The sequence below is a fragment of the Qipengyuania marisflavi genome (genome assembly GCF_005884405.1).
Taxonomy (GTDB): domain Bacteria; phylum Pseudomonadota; class Alphaproteobacteria; order Sphingomonadales; family Sphingomonadaceae; genus Qipengyuania; species Qipengyuania marisflavi.
Genome location: NZ_VCAO01000001.1, coordinates 17,645 through 36,095, shown reverse-complemented (window position 1 = coordinate 36,095; position 18,451 = coordinate 17,645). Strand labels below are relative to the sequence as shown.

Here is an 18,451-nt window from a genome sequence, read left to right as displayed (position 1 = left end):
GGCACCACCCAACCTATTTACTCCTTCGTGATCGACGTGATCACACTGCCTTCAGAACCAGTACGAAATTCAAAGGCAATTCCCTCACCGACGCTTACTTCGCTGCGCAGTTGCTCATCGGCTTCAAAAGCCATGGTCATCGCAGGCCATTCGATCGCTGGGACCGGACCGTGGTCGACGGTTATCGTGCCCGCTTCGGCATCGATTGCAGTGACCGTGCCTTCTGCGCTGACGGTTTGCATTTCGCTGCCAGGTTCCATCATTGGCATATCCTCGCCGTCCATCATCATTTCATTTTCTGCCATCGGCATGTCGTTCATGTCGGCAGTGTCCTGGCCAGAATCGCAGGCCGCCAGCGCCAGCGGAAAGGCCAGTAGGCTCATGAGGGTTGTGGTACGCATTCTTCTTCTCCTTGCGGTTGGGTTGGCCGTTCGGGCCGGGGGCGCCGCATCAACAAATATGCGGCGGGGATAACGAACATCGAAAGCAGCGGCGCGGTGATCATGCCGCCCACCATCGGCGCGGCGATGCGGCTCATGACCTCCGAACCTGCGCCGGTTCCAATGAGGATAGGGAAGAGACCGGCAAGAATGACGGCCACGGTCATCGCCTTGGGACGCACGCGCAGAAGAGCACCCTCCCTGATGGCTTCGCCCACGCCGTCCGCATCGAGGGCACCGCTGCGCCGGGCCAGCGCAGACTTGAGGTAGATCAGCATGATGACGCCGAACTCGGCAGACACACCGGCAAGCGCAATAAAACCCACCGATGTCGCAACAGACTGGTTGTAGCCCATCAGATAGAGCAGCCAGAAGCCGCCGGTGAGGGCAAAGGGCAGCGTGCCCATAACAAGTAGCGCTTCGTCGAAGCGGCGGAAGATCAGGTACAGCAAAACGAAAATGATGCCGAGCGTCGCGGGAACGACGACCTGCAACCGCTCATTGGCGCGGGTGAGATATTCAAACTGGCCCGCGTAGGAAATGCTTACACCGGCAGGCAGATCGACGCCCTCTGAAACTGCCGCCTGAAGATCGCTTACGACCGAGGTCAAATCGCGCCCGCGCGTATCGACATAGACCACGCTGATGAGACGGCCTTGCTCATTCTTGAGCATCGGGGGGCCATCGCTGACGCTCACCTGCGCTACGGTGCCGAGCGTAATTTGCTGGCCAGAGGGGGTTAGCAAAGGCAGCGCGTGCAGTTCTGCGAGGCTGTCGCGGATCTCGCGCGGATAGCGCACATTGATGGGATATCGCGCCAATCCTTCGACCGTTCTGCCGATATTCGCGCCGCCGATCGCGCCTGACACAATCTGCTGAACATCGGCGATATTCAGCCCGAAACGCGCCGCAGCGACCCGGTCGATGTCCACATCGACATAGCGGCCTCCCGAAAGACGCTCTGCCAAAGCGGAGCTGACGCCGGGAACCTGTTTTGCGACATTCTCGACCTGCAACGCCACGCGCTCGATCTCGCCAAGGTTCTCGCCAGACACTTTCACGCCTATCGGGCTCTTGATACCGGTCGCGAGCATGTCGATGCGATTGCGGATCGGGGGCACCCAGACATTGGCGAGCCCCGGCACCTGCACCGCACGATCAAGCTCTTCGACGAGCTTCTCCGGCGTCATTCCGGGTCGCCACTCTTCTCGAGGTTTGAACCGGATGGTCGTCTCGAACATCGTGAGCGGTGCCGGGTCTGTTGCGGTATCCGCGCGTCCTGCCTTGCCGAACACGGTGTCGACTTCGGGTACGGATTTGATCAGTCGATCAGTCCGCTGAAGCAATGCCGACGCTTCACCAGGAGACAGACCAGGCAACGCGCTTGGCATATAAAGCAAGTCGCCTTCGTCGAGCGGCGGCAGGAATTCTCCTCCAAGGCGGGTGAACGGGACCAGCGCTGTAAGGAATACGAGGCCTGCCACAACCAATGTGGTTTTCGGTCGGCGCATTACCCAATCAAGACCGGGCCGGTAGGCGTTGGTCAGCAAGCGATTGAGGAGGTTGGTGTCCTCCTTGGGTATCTTGCCGCGGATCAGCCAGCCCATGAGTACGGGAACCAGTGTCACCGACAGAATGGCGGCCGCCGCCATGGCATAGGTCTTGGTAAAGGCCAGTGGGGAAAAAAGGCGGCCTTCCTGCGCCTGCAGAGTAAACACCGGCAGGAACGATAGGGTTATGATCAGGAGGCTGAAAAACAGCGCTGGCCCCACCTCTTTCGATGCGTCCGCAATCAGTTTCCAGCGTTCATCGTTGGACATCTGCTCGTCGGGATGGTCCTCTTCCCAATGCTCGATATGCTTGTGCGCGTTCTCGATCATGACGATGGCAGCGTCGACCATCGCGCCGATTGCGATGGCTATGCCGCCCAAGGACATGATGTTCGCATCGACCCCTTGAAAACGCATCACGATAAAGGCCGCCAGCACCCCCAATGGAAGCGTGACGATCGCCACCAATGCTGACCGCACATGCCATAAGAATAGCGCGCAAACGATCGCGACGATAATAAACTCGGCGATGAGCTTTCCGGTCAGGTTTTCGATCGAGGCATCGATCAGCTTCGAACGATCATAGGTCGTGACAATCTCGACCCCTTCGGGAAGACTGGCCTGGAGCACGTCGAGCTTCTCTTCGACAGCCGCGATGGTTGCCCGCGCATCCTCACCCTGTCTGAGCACGACAATACCGCCTGCGACCTCGCCTTCGCCATTGAGTTCGGCGATTCCTCGCCGCATTTCGGGGCCAAGCTGGATCGTGGCGACATCGGACAAGGTGACGGGGATACCGTTACCCACCGATTTCAGCGGAATCTGTCTGAAGTCGTTGAGAGATGTGAGATAGCCCGAAGCGCGGACCATGAATTCGGCCTCGCCCATTTCAACCACCGATCCGCCGGCCTCCTGATTTGAGGCCTGGATGGCACGCACGACATCGCTGTATGTGACGCCAAGCGAAGCCATCCGGTAGGGTTCCAGCACGACCTGGTACTGCTTGACCATGCCGCCAACGCTTGCAACCTCTGCAATGCCGGGGATGGTCTGGAGCTCATAGCGCAGGAACCAGTCCTGAAGACTTCTGAGCCCAGCAAGATCGCTGTTCCCCGTTCGGTCGACGAGAGCATATTCGTAAATCCAGCCCACCCCCGTCGCGTCCGGCCCCAGCGAGCTTGTCACACCTTCGGGCAGTTCGTTTTGCACTTGGTTGAGATATTCCAGCACGCGCGAGCGCGCCCAGTAGAGGTCCGTACCGTCCTCGAAGATCACATAGACGAAGCTGTCGCCGAACATCGAATAGCCGCGCACCGTTTCCGCGCCCGGCACCGAGAGCATCGTCGTTGCGAGCGGGTATGTGACCTGATCCTCAACGATGCGCGGAGCTTGGCCCGGATAATTAGACCGCACCACGACCTGCACATCAGACAGATCGGGGATCGCATCGACAGGCGTTGCGCGCACCGCCCAGAAGCCAGCCAGCGTGACCGCGATAGCCGCCAGAACGATGAAAAACCGATTGGCGATCGATGCATCGATTATGCGCGCGATCATCGGTCGGTCTTCCGAATGGATTCGATACGCGGACCGGTGTCGTGCTGCGAGAACGTAAACTCGACCTTGTCGCCCGGTTCAATACCGTCAACTAGAGCGGCGTCTTCGAGTGCGAAGGGCATGACCATGCTCGGCCATTCGAGAGCGGGAACCGGCGCGTGATTGAGAGTGATCGAAGCACCAGCGATTTTCGTCACTCTTCCCGTAGCGGTGTACGTCCTCATGTTTGGCGAGCCTTCCGACGCCATGCTCATGGTCCCATCGATCGACCTGACGTCGATCCCGCTAAGACTTGCTTCGGAGTCGATCAGGAACTGACCTGAAGTGACGACCTGCTCGCCCTCCGCAAGGCCTGCGAGTATCTCTGTCCTGCCATTCGCTTCGCGCCCGATTTCGACCTCAGCAGGCAGGAACGCGCCTTCATCCTGCTTGAGCATCACGAGATTTCGGCGTCCGGTTCGAATGACCGCCTCCGACGGTACCAGCAAGGCTCGCCGTGTGTCGGGTGAAAGCGACACCTGCGCGAACATCCCCGGTTTCAACCTGCCGCGCGGATTGGGTAGCTCAGCCCGAACGGTGATGGTTCGGCTCGCGGCATCGGCGCTTGGAAGGATGGCAACAATCCGTCCCGCAAATCGCTGATCCGGATACGCTGCCAAGGTCGCACTGATGGGCTGGCCCTGCCGGACATTTGCGGCCTGGACTTCAGGAACCGAAGCTTCAAGCCATATCGGCGTAAAGCCCGTAATCTCGGCCAAAGTCTGACCTTCCATTACAGTCATGCCCGAGCGCACCCCAAGCATTGTTACGGCACCGCCCACGGGAGCCGTGACGGTGATCGTGTTTTGAGCTCTGCGTGTGCGTTCAACCGACGCGATCATTGCGTCGGTCATGCCGAGCAAGCGCATGCGCTGCCGCATCGCGTCTGCAAGTGCCTGATCGCCGGTATCGAGCACAGCAATGTATTCACGCTGCGCGCCGCCCCAGTCAGGGACAAGAATGTCGACTATCGGAGCGCCGCGACGCACGACATCGTCCTGTGCAAGACCATAGGTGCGTTGGACATATCCGCCCGCTCTTGGCTGGACGATGGCAACATCCCGGCTGTTGTACGCGAGGACGCCCGTCACGGTGATTTCCGGCTCGAGAACTCCGAACTCGGCCGCTGCAGTGCGAATGCCGAAATTCTGGACAAGGCCCGGATCGATCCGGACGCCCGCTTCCGCAGCTTCTCCCGCGCACTTGGGAACCAGCATCATGTCCATGAAGGGCGACTTACCGGGCTCGTCAAAGCGTTGTCCGGGCACCATCGGATCGTACCAATAGAGCACGTCCTCACAGTCAGTATCCGTCGCCGACCCAGCCCCGCTGCTCTCGCCGCCGAGCATGTGAAGACCGTAGCCAGCAGCCAGGCTGACAAGGGCAATACCTAGCCCAGCCGCAAACAAGCGTTGGCGCTGCGTAAATCGTTCGAGCACGGAGTTCATGGCCTGCCCTCCCCGTATGTGAGTTGTAGTTTGACCGCCGCCTGCACCGCCGCCTGTTCGCGTTCGAGAATTTCCAGCTCGAGCAGGGCAAGTGCGGATTTCGCCGCAATCACATCGACGAGATCGGCACGCCCGGCCGCAAAGCTGGCTGTCTCGAGCTCAACGCGGTCACGCGCGAGCGGAAGAAGTTCATCACGCGCGCGGCGCCATTGGCGCGTAGTGCTGCGCCAAGTGGCGAGATGGGCTTCGAAATCCGCAACCAGCGCGCGCCTGCGATCCTCGCGGTCGGCCAAAGCGGCAGCGGCATCGGCTTCGGCGGCGGCGATGCGCGGATTCTGCCGCCGGTCGGTGAAGATCGGAAGAGTAATCGACCCCATGACCGACACCGCATCGCCAAACGCCTGGTCGCGACGACCATAGGTGACGCTCACCCCAAAATCCGGCCGCTTTTCAGCGCGAGCGAGCGCCACACCGGCTTCGGCCCGATCTTGTTCCGCATCGGCCAGAATGAGTTCGGGATTCTCTTCCAGTTCGAAGCGAAGCTGGTTTTCATCCAGAGCCGCCGTGGGAGCCTCACCCAAGGCAACCGGGTCAGGGAACGGTATGTATCGGGAAAGCTGCGCTTGCGCCGTCTCGCGCTCGGCCTCGATCGACGTCGCTGCATCCTCGATCCCAAGCAGTTCGCGCCGGATCGCCAGACTCTCTGCCGGGCGGGCCGACCCGGAGGCGACGGCGCTGTTCGCTGCGGGTACGAATGCCCTCAATTCGTCCAGCGCGGCGTGGGCAAGCTCAATCCGCGCCTGCGCATAATAGAGCCTCACCCAAGCCGTTCCCGCATCGGCGAGGAGATCACGGTCGGTCACACCCAGGCGCGCTTCGGCTAGCCTCACTTCCGAACTGGCAACGCCAAATTTCGCCCGTCGGCGGGCGAGGTTGGGTATCTCCTGCTCGATACCGATGGCGACTTGCGTAGGAAGTTGCCGGTCAAGCTCGAACGCCGCGGGACCGCTGACCGGAAGATTCATAACCCCTGCGCGTACACGCGGGTCAGGAAGCTCGTCTGCCGCTTCCGCAGCCTCGCGCCGTGATTGCACACGCAGCGCGCCAGCTTCTAGAGCGGGTTGCTCGACTCTTACCGATGCAAGGGCTTCTTCGTATCCGACAGACTGCGCTTGCGCAGCTTGTGCGCTGAGCAGGGCCGAAAACGGCAACAAGCCAATTCGCCAATCCATAATTCTCACTCTTTCAAAGCGAACTGGCCGGGAACGACTGCGGCGTACGCGTCAATCGACACGGCGCAAGTCAAGTAATCCGTCAAGCTCGCAAACGGCGCAGAGCACCGCCCGGGAAATGCTAGATGGTGAGTTCAGTTTGTGGAGGGGGAGATTCCGGCGGTCGAGGCTGGCCGTCGAGCCTGCTGGCGCTAGCGGCCAGATACGTAGGCGCAACAGGAAACGGTCCTGCATGCGCCAGTCCCGGACCCGCAAGCGCTAGCGGCGGGAGGCAATTCATGGCTACGAGACAATCGAGGCTCATCTCGCAGCATGAGCCATGCTGTTCGGTGGAGTCCGTTTCGGAAACCATCTGTTCGGGCATCGCGTGTTCAGACATGCAGTGCTCGGCCATGCTTTGCGCCATTTCAGCACAATCAGCCGACCCAGCCATATCGCTCTGCGGAACGGCCGCTTGCGCAGCAACCTGCACAAACAGTCCGAAACTGAAGCAAATCAGGGTCAAGGCGCGAACAAACTTCACGAACCTGCGATAGTCTGAATACGGAGCCGAGGCAATCCAGCGACCAAAATGCGAATTTCGAGCATCATCTTCCGAATTCGTCGCCTTTGATATGTTCGGTGCCCGCTTCCTTATGCTTATCCCTGTGCGCATCGCGAAGGATATCGATCCCGCCATACAGGGCAATGCCAGCAACCGCGATCCCAACCACGAGATCCGGCCAATTTGCGCCTGTAAGCATAACGATGATCCCGGCGACGATGATGCCGCCGTTCGATATGAAATCGTTGAAGCTAAAGGTGGTCGCTGCGCGCAGATTAACATCCTTTTGCTGAAGCTTCTGGAGCATGCGCAGGCAGATGAGGTTCACCACCGCCGCGATGGCCGCCATGGCGATCATCATCAGGCCGCCCGGCTCCGAGCCTTCGATGAAACGCCTGACGGCATCGGCGATAACACCTCCGGCGAAGATCAGGAGCATGATGCCTGAGAAACGCGCGGCCCCTCGTTTCCAGGATTGCGAACGGGTGAGAGCCAGAAGACTGAGCGCGTAGACAAATGCATCGGAAGAATTGTCGAGCCCGTTGGCCAAGAGCGCGTTCGAGTCCGCAAAATAGGCAACGACAAAGAAACCAACCGCGATTGCGACGTTGAGCCACAATACGATCCACAATGTGCGTCGTTTGTCCGCCGAATCCAGATCGAAGTCATCGTTGCAGCTCATACTGGCTTCTCCGCTATGTCTTTTGTGCTGCCCTTCTCTTTATACGCCAGAAGGCGAAGCGCATTGGCGACCACGATCAGCGTTGATCCCTCGTGAACCGCGACAGCGGGGCCTATCCCGAGACCGAAAATGGTTGCCGGGATGAGCACGACAACAATTCCAAGACTGACGATCATATTCTGCCGGATGATCGACCGGGTCTGTCGGCTCAGATCGACGGCGAAAGGCAGTCGGGCGAGATCATCGGCCATCAGCGCGACATCGGCTGTCTCCAATGCAACGTCCGATCCGGCAGCCCCCATTGCTATCCCGACGGTGGCATTCGCCATGGCCGGAGCGTCATTGACCCCGTCTCCGACCATCGCAACCTTGTCCTGGCCGGCAAGCTTGCGGATGGCCTTGACCTTGTCATCGGGCATGAGATTGCCCCAGGCCTCGTCGAGGCCGACTTCCGTTCCAACCGCATCGGCCACTCTTTGGTCGTCGCCCGAGATCATGATCATTCGGGTGATCCCGAGGCCGCGCAACGCTTCGAGCGTCGCCTTTGCCGCCGCTCGCGGCGTGTCGAGCAAACCGATCGCTCCGAGATCGCGCGTTTCCGAGCGAACGCCCATTGTCGTTCGCCCGCGCTCGCGCATGCCCTCGATAGCATCCGACAGTTCGGCACTGAGCGGAGGGACCCCGTCTTGCCCGAACATTTCGAGCTTTCCGATCCACACCCGCTCACCGCCGACAAGCGCGGTGATGCCCTTGCCTGTGAAGCTTTCGAGATTGGTAGCTTCGGGCAGAGTCTCATCGCCGAGCCGCTGCTTGCCGTCCCTGACAATCGCCTGTGCCAGGGGATGATCGCTCAGATTTTCAGCCGCCGAAGCAATCGCAAGCAGTTCGTTTTCAGATACACCCTGCTCGGGTTCGACATCGGTAATGCGGGGTTCGCCTTCGGTAAGAGTACCGGTCTTGTCGAACGCGATGGCCTTGAGCGCACCGAGATCCTCGAGCGGCGCGCCGCCCTTCACCAGAATGCCGCTGCGTGCAGCTCTGGCCACTCCGGACAAGACCGCGCTCGGGGTCGCGATCGCCAAAGCGCACGGGCTCGCAGCCACAAGCACCGCCATCGCCCGGTAGAAACTGTCGCGGAACGGCTCGTCGATGACAACCCATGCGAAAAGGAGCAGGCCGGCCAGAGCGAGCACGGCAGGCACGAAAATTCGCTCGAAGCGCTGCGTGAAGCGCTGGGTAGGAGATTGCTGAGCCTCGGCTTCGCTCACCATTTGGACGACCTTGGCTAGGGTCGTATCGCTCGATCGCCGGGTCACTTCCACTTCGAGCGCGCCCGATCCGTTGATCGTCCCCGCGAAGACGCGATTGTCATCCGCAAGATTGTCAGGATTGGCGCGCGCAGAAGCGACATCCGAAACCGCGCTCTTGTCGACCGGCACGCTTTCGCCGGTCACCGGAGCCTGATTGATGGCACTGACGCCGTCCAAGATGAAGCCGTCAGCCGGAAGGCGTTCGTTCGGACGCACGATTACCACGTCGCCTAGCGCAAGCTCCTCGACCGGGATCTCAACTACGTCAGGTCCGCGCTTTACCCGTGCGGTGTCCGGGGCAAGCTCGGCGAGCGCTTCGATAGCTTTCTTCGCGCGCCCCATCGCGTAGTGTTCGAGCGCGTGGCCGAAACTGAACAGGAACAGCAGTAGCGCGCCTTCGGCCCATTCCCCGAGAAAGGCGGCGCCCGCAGCGGCGACAAGCATGAGGCTGTCGATTTCGAACCGGCGGAGGCGCAAATTGTCCCACGCCTCTCGGAGAGTGAAGAAGCCTCCGAAGAAATATGCCGCTATATAGCAAGCGAACGGCAGCCAGACCGGATGCCCGTCCCACAGTTTCTCGATCCCGAAGCCGATGGCGAGAAATGCGCCCGAAGCGAGCGAGAAAAAGAGTTCAGTATTAGCGCCGAAGATGCCGCCGTGACTGTGCCCGGAATGATCTTTATCGTCATGGCGGTGTTCTTCAGCATCCCTGGCATTTGCGGCGATTTTGTCGGCCTTGATTGAAACCCCCAGTTCTTGCAGCGCATTGGCAATCGCGGTCTCATCGGTACGCCGGCGGTCGAACTCGGCGACCAGCTTTCCGCTCGCATCGGCATTTGCTTCAAGTACGCCGGATTCGCGGGCTACCAGATCTGCGACCGTCTGCGCCCGGCGCACCGAATTAATGCCCTCGGTTTGCCACACAACATGCCCGTAGCGCCCGGAAATTTCCGCTCCTGCTACGTGCGCAAGTTCTCTGATCCGCGCGATCGTGAGACGATCGGGATCGTAAGATATTGCAAGCTGGGCAGGTGTACTGTTCGATCCTGCAAGGACCTCGACCGCATGCACCCCGGCCCGCGAACTGAGCAACGACTGCAGCCGAGCGATACATCTGTCGGTGTCGCTCGGAATGTCCGGGAGAAGCGACGATAGTTCGAGTTCGATATTCCGTGTCACTAGCTGTCGCTCCTCGCTGCTGCTGATGTCTCAACCTGGGTCGCGCGCGGTTTTCTCGCGAAGATCAGGCTTACAATGGCTGGCAATACGAACAGGGTGAGCGCGGTGGCGGTGATCAACCCGCCAATGACAACCGTAGCCAATGGACGTTGCACTTCGGCCCCGGTTCCCGTCGCAAGCGCCATCGGAACAAAGCCGAGCGATGCGACAAGCGCTGTCATCAACACTGGCCGCAGCCGTGCGATCGCGCCCTCGATGATCGCGTCGCCCAGTTCCAAGCCTTGTTCGAGACGCTGCTTGATCGCTGTGATCATGACGAGGCCGTTCAGCGTCGCAACTCCGGAGAGAGCAATGAACCCCACCGCTGCCGAGATGGAAAAAGGCATGCCGCGCATAGCCAGGAAAAAGACCCCGCCAGCCAGTGCCATGGGGATTGCGCTGAACACCGCCAGCGCAGGGACCCAACCGCCGACCGCCAAATACAGGAGCAACAAGATGACGCCGAAGGCGAGCGGAACCACGATCAGCAGACGCTGCTGAGCCTGTTGCAGGTTCTGGTACTGACCGCCCCATTCGATGAACGATGCGGAAGGCAAATCAACGCCTGCAGCGACCTCGGATTGCGCCTGTTCGACGAATGACCCAAGATCGCGCTCGCGCACGTTGGCGGATACGATCACCAGCCGGCGACCCTGCTCGCGCCGGACCTCGGCCAAGCCATCAATCACCTGAAACTTTGCCACTGCGCGCAACGGCACGGTTCCTCCATTGGGAAGCACGATCGGCAATGATCCGAGCTGGTCGAAGTCATTGCGATTTGCATCCGATAGCCTGACCACGACATCGAAACGTCGATCGCCTTCGAACACCAGCCCTGCGTTTCGACCTCCAAGCGCTATGGCAACGGACTGCGCCACGTCTTCGACCGTGAGGCCGTAGCGCGCAATCGTTGGCCTATCGAAGGCTATATCGAGCGTCGGAAAACCCGAAACCTGCTGGACCTTCACATCGGCCGCGCCCTCGACACCGCGGAGCACGACCGCGACCTGGTTTGCAGCCGCAGTCATAGCCGTAAGATCATCCCCGTAGAGTTTGACCGCGACATCGCCGCGAACGCCTGCGATGAGCTCGTTGAAGCGCAGCTCGATGGGCTGGCTGAATTCGTAGAGATTACCAACGAGATTACCGAGCGCCTCTTCCATCTCGCTTACAAGCTGATCCTTAGACAGCGAGGGGTCCGGCCATTCTTCGCGCGGTTTGAGGATAACATAGGCATCCGAGATGTTCGGCGGCATAGGGTCGGTCGCGACCTCTGCCGTGCCGGTGCGCGAGAATACCAGCTCAACCTGCGGGAATTGCTTCAATCGCGCTTCGACCTGGCGCTGCATTGTAAGCGACTGCTCCAGTGGGGTGGAAGGAATACGCAATGACTGGACAGCCAGATCACGCTCGTCGAGCTGCGGTGTAAATTCGCTGCCGATGAAGCTGAAGACAAGCGCCGCGAGCGCGAACACGCCGACTCCGGTACCGATGACAGGCCATGGACGGGCAAGCGCTCTGCGCAGCAGCGGACCATAGCGCTCTTTCGCCAATCGGATGGGCTTTGCTTCCTGCTCGTTGATTTTCTTGTTCAGCAAGAGAGCGATCATCGCTGGGACGAAAGTAAGCGAGAGTATGAATGCTGAGGCAAGTGCCAGCATCACCGTGATGGCCATGGGCGAAAATGTCTTGCCCTCAACCCCGGTGAAGGTGAGGAGCGGCGCAAAAACCAGAAAGATGATCGCCTGGCCATACACCGTTGGCTTGATCATCTCATGCGCCGCTGCCCGCGTCTCGGCAAGGCGTTCGCGCAGTGTGAGCAAACGTCCCTCGTGCTCCTGCCTTGCGGCGAGGCGCGCGATGCTGTTTTCGACGATGATGACAGCGCCATCGACAATCAGGCCGAAATCAAGCGCACCAAGACTCATCAGGTTGCCAGATACGCCAAGCCGGTTCATGCCAATAGCTGCCATCAGCATCGACAAAGGGATGACCAGAGCTGCAATGATGGCGGCGCGGATGTTTCCAAGCAGCAGGAACAAAACGACAATGACGAGCAGCGCGCCCTCGACAAGGTTGTTGCGTACCGTCACGATGGTCGCATCGACGAGTGTCGAACGGTTGTAGACGATCTCCGCCTCAACTCCTGCTGGAAGCGACGACCGTACCTCGTCGAGCCTGTCGGCAGCACCCGCAGCTACGGTGCGGCTGTTTTCGCCTGCGCGCATCAGCACAGTACCGACGACGGCTTCCTCGCCATTCAGCGAGGCTGCACCTGTGCGGAGATCGCCGCCAATTTCGACCGTTGCCACGTCGCCGACGCGGATCGGCACACCTTCGCGCGTTGCCACCACTGCCTGCGCAATGTCTTCTACGGAATTCAGCCGGGAATCGACCCGTGCAAGAAGAGCTTCGCCAGCCCGTTCGACAAAGTTGGCGCCTTCGGCCTGGTTCGCCGCTTCCAGCGCGGTAATCAGCTGGTCGAGCGAAACGCCGTAGCCGTTGAGGCGGTCGGGGTCTGGCTGCACCAAGTACTGCTTCTCAAAGCCACCGATCGAGTCTACGCCCGCCACGCCGTTGGCCGAACGCATCAGCGGCGCGACGACCCAATCCTGTACCGTACGCAGATAGGCGGCTCTCGCCACCGCCGTGTCCAATCGCTCGCCCCGGTCCGTGACAAAGCTGCCGTCATTCTGCCAGCCAACAGCACCACCCTTGGGCGCATCGGTTCCGCCCGGATGCTCAAACTCGATGGTATACATCAACACCTCGCCGAGACCGGTCGCAATCGGACCCATCGACGGCTCCGCGCCTGCAGGAAGCGAAGAGGCGAGCGTGGCGAGCCGTTCCTCCACCTGCGATCGCGCGAAATAGATATCCGTGCCTTCCTCAAAGATCGCCGTGACCTGGCTAAAGCCATTGCGCGAGATCGAGCGGGTCATCTCCAGTCCCTCGATTCCGGCCATGCCGGTTTCGACAGGGAAGGTTACCTGCGTTTCGATCTGCGAGGGCGAGAGCGCCGGTGCCTCGGTGTTGATCTGCACCTGAACATTGGTGATGTCCGGCACCGCATCGATGGGCAATCGGGCGAGATTGAAAGCCCCCCAAATCGCTACGCAGAGGGCCAGAACCACGACCGCCCAGCGGTTTCGAACAGACCAGTCTAGGACGCTGCCAATCACGCCATCATGGCTGCTGCGCTCCTCCTCGAAGCCGCTTTCAGACCGATCAATGTCCATGTTCGGCCTCCTCTTTTCCGAGTTCGGCTTTGAGCAGGAAGGCGTTTTCGGTCGCGATCCGCTGGCCATTCTGCAATCCGGACTCGATCACGATGCGCCCTCCCGAGCGCGATCCCGTCACGACAGGCATCGCCCGAAAGCCGGTACGCGTGCGAACGAACACCACTTCACGGCCTTCGACCATCTGAACTGCGGATTCAGGCACCGAGATCAAGGTCGCATCGGTTTCACCTGAGGGCCGGATGCGCGCCTGCAAGAATGCGCCTGGCTGCAATCCGGGGACCGCTCCAGCGAGCGAAATAACTGCGGTTGCGCTGCGGCTTTCCGGATCGAGCGCGGGGGTTATCGAGCGCACACGTCCGCCGATCTCCCGCTCCTCTCCGAATTCCAGCGTTGCCTCGTCGCCGGGCCTAATTCTCGCAGCATCACTGGCGGGCAGAGCAACCTGCACTTGCAAGCCGCTCGCGTTCACGATCTGGAACATCTCTTCACCGGCGGAGACGTAGGAGCCAAGCACGATCGGCGCGCTGGTGATCTGCCCTGAAATCGGACTCGTCACGGCCAGCGAACGTCCATCCCCGCTGACACCAGCAGCGGCGGATGCAGCTTGTGCGCGTGACAGCTCCGATCTTGCCACTTGCAGATTGGCCTGCGCCGCTTCGAGATCCTGCCGGGCCGTCACATTGGCCTCGAACAGCCGCTTTTCGCGGTCGTAGAGCGCAGACAGTTCATTGACCCGCGCACGCGCGGTAGCGACCTGCGCAGCCAGTCCGGCAGCATCAGCGCTCTCGATCCGCGCGATCGCCTCCCCCTGCCTGACATAATCGCCCAGCATCTTGTTCACGCTCCTCACCACACCGGATGCACGCGCATCGATCCGTGCGCTGGCATTCGGCGCCGCGGCGACGGTCGCTGGGAATACAAGCTCCGTTGCTGCGCCGAATTGGACAGCTTCGATTTCTATCGACGAAGCTGCGATCTGCTTCGCGTCGATCAGCAGAACGCCTTCGGGGACTTCGCTCTTTTCACCTTGTTCCGCTTGCTGGTCGGGCCCGTTTGAGTCAGCGGGCCAGAAGACCCAGGCCAAGGCGGCCAGCAAGATCAGGACACCGATTACGGCGATCAAATGGCTACGTTTCATGGAAATGGGCCTCACTGTGTGGTGAGCCAGATGAGCCGCGCCGCGAGCAGGCCGCGGGTCTCTTCTGCCTGAATCAGATTTTCACGAATGGCGTCGCGCGCTTCGGCAGCCGCCAGAACTTCGATCAGCGGAAATCTGCCATTGCGGTAGCCGATTTCGACGAGCCTGAGCGCTTCCTCAGCCTGCGGCAGGGATGCGCTGGAGAGGGTCTCCACACGCGTTTCGGTGGCCAGATAAAGCGTTCGCGTCCGCTCGAACTCCACGCGGTAGTCCGCCTCGGCTATCGCCTCGCTCGCGCTTGCCGCGCGGTATTGCGCCTCGGCGGCTGCGATGTTGCCCTGGTTGCGGTTGCGAAAGGGAAGCGGAATGGAAATCCCGACGATGAACGCTTGATCGCTGCTTTCCTCAAAACGGCGCACACCTGCCGACAGCGTTGGGTCGGGAACGCCAAGCGAGCGCTCACGCGCAATTTCGGCTTCAGCAAAGGTGGTTCGAGCGCCCGCAATGCGCAGTTGCAACGGATCTTCGGAAACCGGCGGCGCAAGGGGCGGCGATAAGTCAGGAAAGACGTTCGATACTGCGGGATTGGGCTGTCCGGATACCCAGAGAGCCGCGAGCGCCTGACGTGCTGCTAAATCGTCTGCTTGTGCAGCCTGCAATTCGGCCTCCGCCTCGGCAAGCGTAGCTTGTGCACGCATAGCTCGAAGAGGCGGCTCCCGCCCGACCTCTACAAGCACGTTGGCGATCCGCGTCAGTTCACGGTTTCGCTCGACGATTTCCCGCGCGAGAACGAGGCGCTGGCCTGCGGCGACGGCCTGCACATAACGCTCGCGCACCCCCAAAGCGAGTTGCGACAAGGCAAATTCGCTCTGCAAGCCGGCGAAATCGGACGATGCGCGTGCGCTCGCGATGCGTGCGCTTCGCTTGCCGCCGAGTTCGAGCGGCTGACCGATCGCTAGGGTATATTCGGTCGATCGCAGCCCGGAGAAAGCGCCGGAGCCCGCGATGTTCTCGGCCTCAAGCGATAGCTCGGGATTGGGTCGGAGGCGTGCTTGGTCGATAGCCGCACGCGCGGCTTCGGCCTCCGCCTGAGGGCCGTAAACCCGTGGATTGCTGGAAGGGTCATCTTCCCCTTCAATGCCGACGCCCGCTCGAGCGAGCGCTTCCTCGAGTGTAACTGTTTCCTGTGCCAATACTGGCGAACCCGTGGACACGGCAATCAAGGCCGCGGCCAGTGCAAAGCACCGCATTATTGTATCTCCTGACTGAAACCAATCGAGCGCGCGCAGGCGCACTCGCACATGATTTGCTGTCAGGCTTTGGGAGGTTGGATCAGAACCGGCGGCGCGCGCGAGGTGAGCATCGAAGTCGCAAGCAGACCCTTCAGGCTATTCGTGCGCGCAAAGGGCGACCCCAGGAACACTCCACTATCGGCGAGACCGAAGCTGCAATTGTGATGATGCGTTGCCGAATGATCCTGACCATCATGGTCCGGCTCGGGATCATTCCTATCGAAGTGGTCAGCCCCATGCGCATAAACGTGATCGGCCGCATGAACGAAGCTTTCGCCTTCTGAAGCATGCGCGTCAGGTAACGATAGGACACTACCGAAAAGAATGGCGATGATCGCAAGGAAGGGCAACACAAAACGCGGCACGTTACTCAACCCTTTAGGAGCCTTGCAAAGCTCGCGCAACCACGGCTGTCTGAGCGCTTGTCTTTTCATGATCACGATTTGGCACCGACGAATTCATACGCACAACCGGCTAGAAACTCGCGGAAATGAACTTCACGCAGAAACTGGCGTGCTGGAAGCCAAGGGCGGAACTCTTCATATTCCCGCGCCACACCGAACGGTTTGGTCAGCAATATGCCGATTTCAATCAGCCATCGCGGCCAGCGCTCGGGGTGCTTCAGGCCAAGCAGGGCCATCCGGCCACCCGTCGGGAGAGCAGCCGAGGCGCGCTCGATGATCGCGGCGTAGTCAGGTGGCATTTCCAGTCCAAAGGTGCTGATGACTGCGCTAGTCTCGCTCGGAAAGCGGAAGGCGGCTACGTCTGACTGCACAAATTCGACATTACTTGCTCGCAGGCGCTTCGCTCGTCGACGGGCTTGGTCGAGCATGCCTTGCGAAAGGTCGACCAGCGTCACCTTGCCGCTTGGTCCTACTCTCTCAAGCAGAAACGCGAGGTTTGCGCCGGTGCCAGCACACAGATCCACCACATGGTCGCCGGCGTTGAGTTCAAGCCGGTTAACCAGATCGCGTCGCCAGCGACCAAGACCGGCCCACCGAAACCCCGAGACCAATCGGTCATAGATTCCCGCGTTCTTGTCGTAGAGGCGTTCAACCTGTTCGTTGGAGAGAATTGCCATGGCGCGAGCTAGCGAGCTTCGCCAGAAGAGATCGTAAGAACCTCTGAGAGGTCGTCCGGGTATGGCATTGGCGCGAACGCGCTCACGTTTGCGCGTCCGGTACTCCCCCAAGGAAGCCGTCCGGTGAGATTGCCAAGGGGAGCGAGCGAAAGACGTATGACCTGCCCCAGAACTTCCCGGCCATCGCGGGTTTCAACCGCATAGCCCAGCATCGTCATATGTGAACGAAGGTGCGGCCCGAAGAAGCCCTGGCCCAGAATATGTTCTCGCTCGAGCGCGGTCCAAGCCAAAGCCCGGTCACCAGACTGCCTGGCGGTACGGAAAACGCGCCGCTCAGCTTCGATAAGTTCAATAATGTCCTTCTTTGCCACAGGATTTTACCGTTCTGCTTGCATCCTCGAATTGTCTTATGCACCTTGTAGTGGCTACAAGGTCAAGCATTGCGAGAAACCCATGAAGATTGGTGCCCTGGCGCGGAAGACCGGCACGACCGCCGAAACCATCCGCTACTACGAACGGACCGGATTGCTGGAGGAACCACCACGCACCGCCGGCAACTACCGGGACTATGGCCCGACCGAATTGGCCAGATTGCGGTTTATCCGCCGCGCACGCGACCTCGGCTTCACCATGGCGGAGGTGCGCCAATTGCTTTCTTTGGCGGATGATCCATCGCAATCGTGCGAAGCCGTGGACTCTATTGCCAGCCTCCACCTGCGCGAGGTGGATCGGAAGCTTGGTGACTTGCGAAAACTGCGAACCGAACTGCGCCATATGGTCGACGACTGCCAGCACGGAGCGGTTGGCGAATGCCGGATAATCGAAGTGCTTTCCGGCTAGCCGGACAGAGGGCGTTTATGGGAGCAGTGACGGGACGCAAGACATGATCATCTCGAAATTCGGGGCGTGTTCTGACATATCTCGTCGGTGCGTTCGACAACAGAACCGATCCAGTCATCGATCTCGGATTCGACCCAAACCGTGCAACGGGGACCGAGCGAACGCGACTTTGGAAAACGGCCTTCGCGCATCCGCTGATAGATTGCCGTTCGGCGCAGGCCCACGCGCGCCATGACCTCGGGAAGACGAATGAGCCGGTCTGGCGTTGGCTCGACAGGAACGGCTTCCGCGTCCGTTTCGAGACCGGTCGTCATTTCAGAGAGCGAAGCTTTGTTCATCCTGCCGCTCCAGTTGCGCGAGGTGATCCGACAGGAGACCGGCGGTGCGGTGCGCGGTCCCCTTTGCCCAGCGCGGTCTCACATCGAGCAGCCTCTCGCCCAGCGCCTGATCCAAAGCAGACGGCAACTCGCTTATGAAGGTTTCAAGAAATTCCAGCACGCCGCTATTCTGCCAATCCTCGCTACGCTGCGAGTACCCCGCGAGTGCCAGCATCAGGGAGGTGCGCGGCGCGTGTCCGCTCGCGTCAAGGATGGCCAGCGCCTCTGGCAGTGTGGCTGACCGTGTCCCGGCGAGGATGCGTCGGAGCGCGTCCTTGTTGATATTCGTCTGTGCGGCAATCGTCCGCCGGGACTTGCCACTTTCGTCCACGGCATGGTCGAGGAAAGCTGCGACTCCTCGCGATAGTTCTTCCCATTTGTCGTTTGCGTTTCGCGCCATTGTTCCTGCTTCCGGTGATCTTTAGCGAATCACCAACAGGCTAGGCAACGCGTCAAACTGT

General features: G+C 60.5%; 14 protein-coding genes. 1 reads left to right on the top strand and 13 read right to left on the bottom strand.

From position 1 onward, the window contains the following. Nucleotides 1-17: 17 nt before the first annotated feature. From FEV51_RS00170 to FEV51_RS00115, 11 genes are all read right to left on the bottom strand, one after another. Nucleotides 18-401, bottom strand: a complete 384-nt coding sequence (locus tag FEV51_RS00170; RefSeq protein ID WP_234990067.1) for a copper-binding protein — start codon at nt 399-401, stop codon at nt 18-20. Then, entirely contained in the window at nt 380-3,547 is a 3,168-nt protein-coding gene (locus FEV51_RS00165; protein ID WP_138615245.1) for an efflux RND transporter permease subunit, read from the bottom strand. The genes FEV51_RS00170 and FEV51_RS00165 overlap by 22 nt, the downstream gene beginning before the upstream one ends. Then, the gene (locus tag FEV51_RS00160; protein ID WP_007163843.1) at nt 3,544-5,034 is read right to left on the bottom strand and encodes an efflux RND transporter periplasmic adaptor subunit; all 1,491 of its coding nucleotides are present in this window, start codon (nt 5,032-5,034) and stop codon (nt 3,544-3,546) included. Before FEV51_RS00160 ends, FEV51_RS00165 begins: the two co-directional genes overlap by 4 nt. Next, the gene (locus FEV51_RS00155; protein ID WP_086438284.1) at nt 5,031-6,266 is read right to left on the bottom strand and encodes a TolC family protein; all 1,236 of its coding nucleotides are present in this window, start codon (nt 6,264-6,266) and stop codon (nt 5,031-5,033) included. The genes FEV51_RS00160 and FEV51_RS00155 overlap by 4 nt, the downstream gene beginning before the upstream one ends. 587 nt (nt 6,267-6,853) lie before the next feature. Next, on the bottom strand, nt 6,854-7,492 hold the full coding sequence (locus FEV51_RS00145) for a cation diffusion facilitator family transporter (protein WP_138615244.1): 639 nt from the start codon (nt 7,490-7,492) through the stop codon (nt 6,854-6,856). Further along, nucleotides 7,489-9,981 carry a heavy metal translocating P-type ATPase gene (locus tag FEV51_RS00140; protein WP_086438282.1) on the bottom strand — a complete coding sequence of 831 codons (2,493 nt, stop codon included), beginning with the start codon at nt 9,979-9,981 and terminating at the stop codon, nt 7,489-7,491. The genes FEV51_RS00145 and FEV51_RS00140 overlap by 4 nt, the downstream gene beginning before the upstream one ends. Then, nucleotides 9,981-13,202: an efflux RND transporter permease subunit gene (locus FEV51_RS00135; RefSeq protein WP_138616261.1), complete on the bottom strand. Its 3,222-nt coding sequence runs from the start codon at nt 13,200-13,202 to the stop codon at nt 9,981-9,983. Before FEV51_RS00135 ends, FEV51_RS00140 begins: the two co-directional genes overlap by 1 nt. 46 nt (nt 13,203-13,248) lie before the next feature. Then, nucleotides 13,249-14,400: an efflux RND transporter periplasmic adaptor subunit gene (locus tag FEV51_RS00130; protein WP_007163837.1), complete on the bottom strand. Its 1,152-nt coding sequence runs from the start codon at nt 14,398-14,400 to the stop codon at nt 13,249-13,251. Nucleotides 14,401-14,411: 11 nt separating this feature from the next. Next, entirely contained in the window at nt 14,412-15,650 is a 1,239-nt protein-coding gene (locus FEV51_RS00125) for a TolC family protein (protein ID WP_138615243.1), read from the bottom strand. Between the two features lie 478 nt (nt 15,651-16,128). Next, a complete protein-coding gene (locus tag FEV51_RS00120; protein ID WP_086438278.1) occupies nt 16,129-16,773 on the bottom strand; it encodes a class I SAM-dependent methyltransferase in 645 nt (214 codons plus the stop codon). Between the two features lie 8 nt (nt 16,774-16,781). Then, nucleotides 16,782-17,144, bottom strand: coding sequence for a DUF3703 domain-containing protein (locus FEV51_RS00115; protein WP_138615242.1), 363 nt, complete (start codon nt 17,142-17,144; stop codon nt 16,782-16,784). 82 nt (nt 17,145-17,226) lie between these two features. Between FEV51_RS00115 and FEV51_RS00110 the strand changes: the two genes are divergently transcribed. Beyond that, on the top strand, nt 17,227-17,613 hold the full coding sequence (locus tag FEV51_RS00110; protein WP_007163832.1) for a MerR family transcriptional regulator: 387 nt from the start codon (nt 17,227-17,229) through the stop codon (nt 17,611-17,613). A 47-nt stretch (nt 17,614-17,660) separates the two neighbouring features. Here FEV51_RS00110 and FEV51_RS00105 read toward each other — a convergent pair whose 3' ends face one another. Together FEV51_RS00105 and FEV51_RS00100 are read right to left on the bottom strand one after the other, a co-directional pair. Further along, on the bottom strand, nt 17,661-17,927 hold the full coding sequence (locus FEV51_RS00105; protein ID WP_086438276.1) for an AlpA family transcriptional regulator: 267 nt from the start codon (nt 17,925-17,927) through the stop codon (nt 17,661-17,663). Nucleotide 17,928: 1 nt separating this feature from the next. Next, nucleotides 17,929-18,390: a hypothetical protein gene (locus FEV51_RS00100; RefSeq protein ID WP_138615241.1), complete on the bottom strand. Its 462-nt coding sequence runs from the start codon at nt 18,388-18,390 to the stop codon at nt 17,929-17,931. Nucleotides 18,391-18,451 lie beyond the last annotated feature (61 nt).

Excerpts from the sequence above, each read along its gene's own strand:
- FEV51_RS00155 (WP_086438284.1), bottom strand. The coding sequence starts at position 6,266 with ATGGATTGGCGAATTGGCTTGTTGCCGTTTTCGGCCCTGCTCAGCGCA.
- FEV51_RS00145 (WP_138615244.1), bottom strand. The coding sequence starts at position 7,492 with ATGAGCTGCAACGATGACTTCGATCTGGATTCGGCGGACAAACGACGC.
- FEV51_RS00110 (WP_007163832.1), top strand. The coding sequence starts at position 17,227 with ATGAAGATTGGTGCCCTGGCGCGGAAGACCGGCACGACCGCCGAAACC.
- FEV51_RS00100 (WP_138615241.1), bottom strand. The coding sequence starts at position 18,390 with ATGGCGCGAAACGCAAACGACAAATGGGAAGAACTATCGCGAGGAGTC.
- FEV51_RS00125 (WP_138615243.1), bottom strand. The coding sequence starts at position 15,650 with ATGCGGTGCTTTGCACTGGCCGCGGCCTTGATTGCCGTGTCCACGGGT.
- FEV51_RS00105 (WP_086438276.1), bottom strand. The coding sequence starts at position 17,927 with ATGACGACCGGTCTCGAAACGGACGCGGAAGCCGTTCCTGTCGAGCCA.
- FEV51_RS00130 (WP_007163837.1), bottom strand. The coding sequence starts at position 14,400 with ATGAAACGTAGCCATTTGATCGCCGTAATCGGTGTCCTGATCTTGCTG.
- FEV51_RS00120 (WP_086438278.1), bottom strand. The coding sequence starts at position 16,773 with ATGGCAATTCTCTCCAACGAACAGGTTGAACGCCTCTACGACAAGAAC.
- FEV51_RS00160 (WP_007163843.1), bottom strand. The coding sequence starts at position 5,034 with ATGAACTCCGTGCTCGAACGATTTACGCAGCGCCAACGCTTGTTTGCG.
- FEV51_RS00165 (WP_138615245.1), bottom strand. The coding sequence starts at position 3,547 with ATGATCGCGCGCATAATCGATGCATCGATCGCCAATCGGTTTTTCATC.
- FEV51_RS00170 (WP_234990067.1), bottom strand. The coding sequence starts at position 401 with ATGCGTACCACAACCCTCATGAGCCTACTGGCCTTTCCGCTGGCGCTG.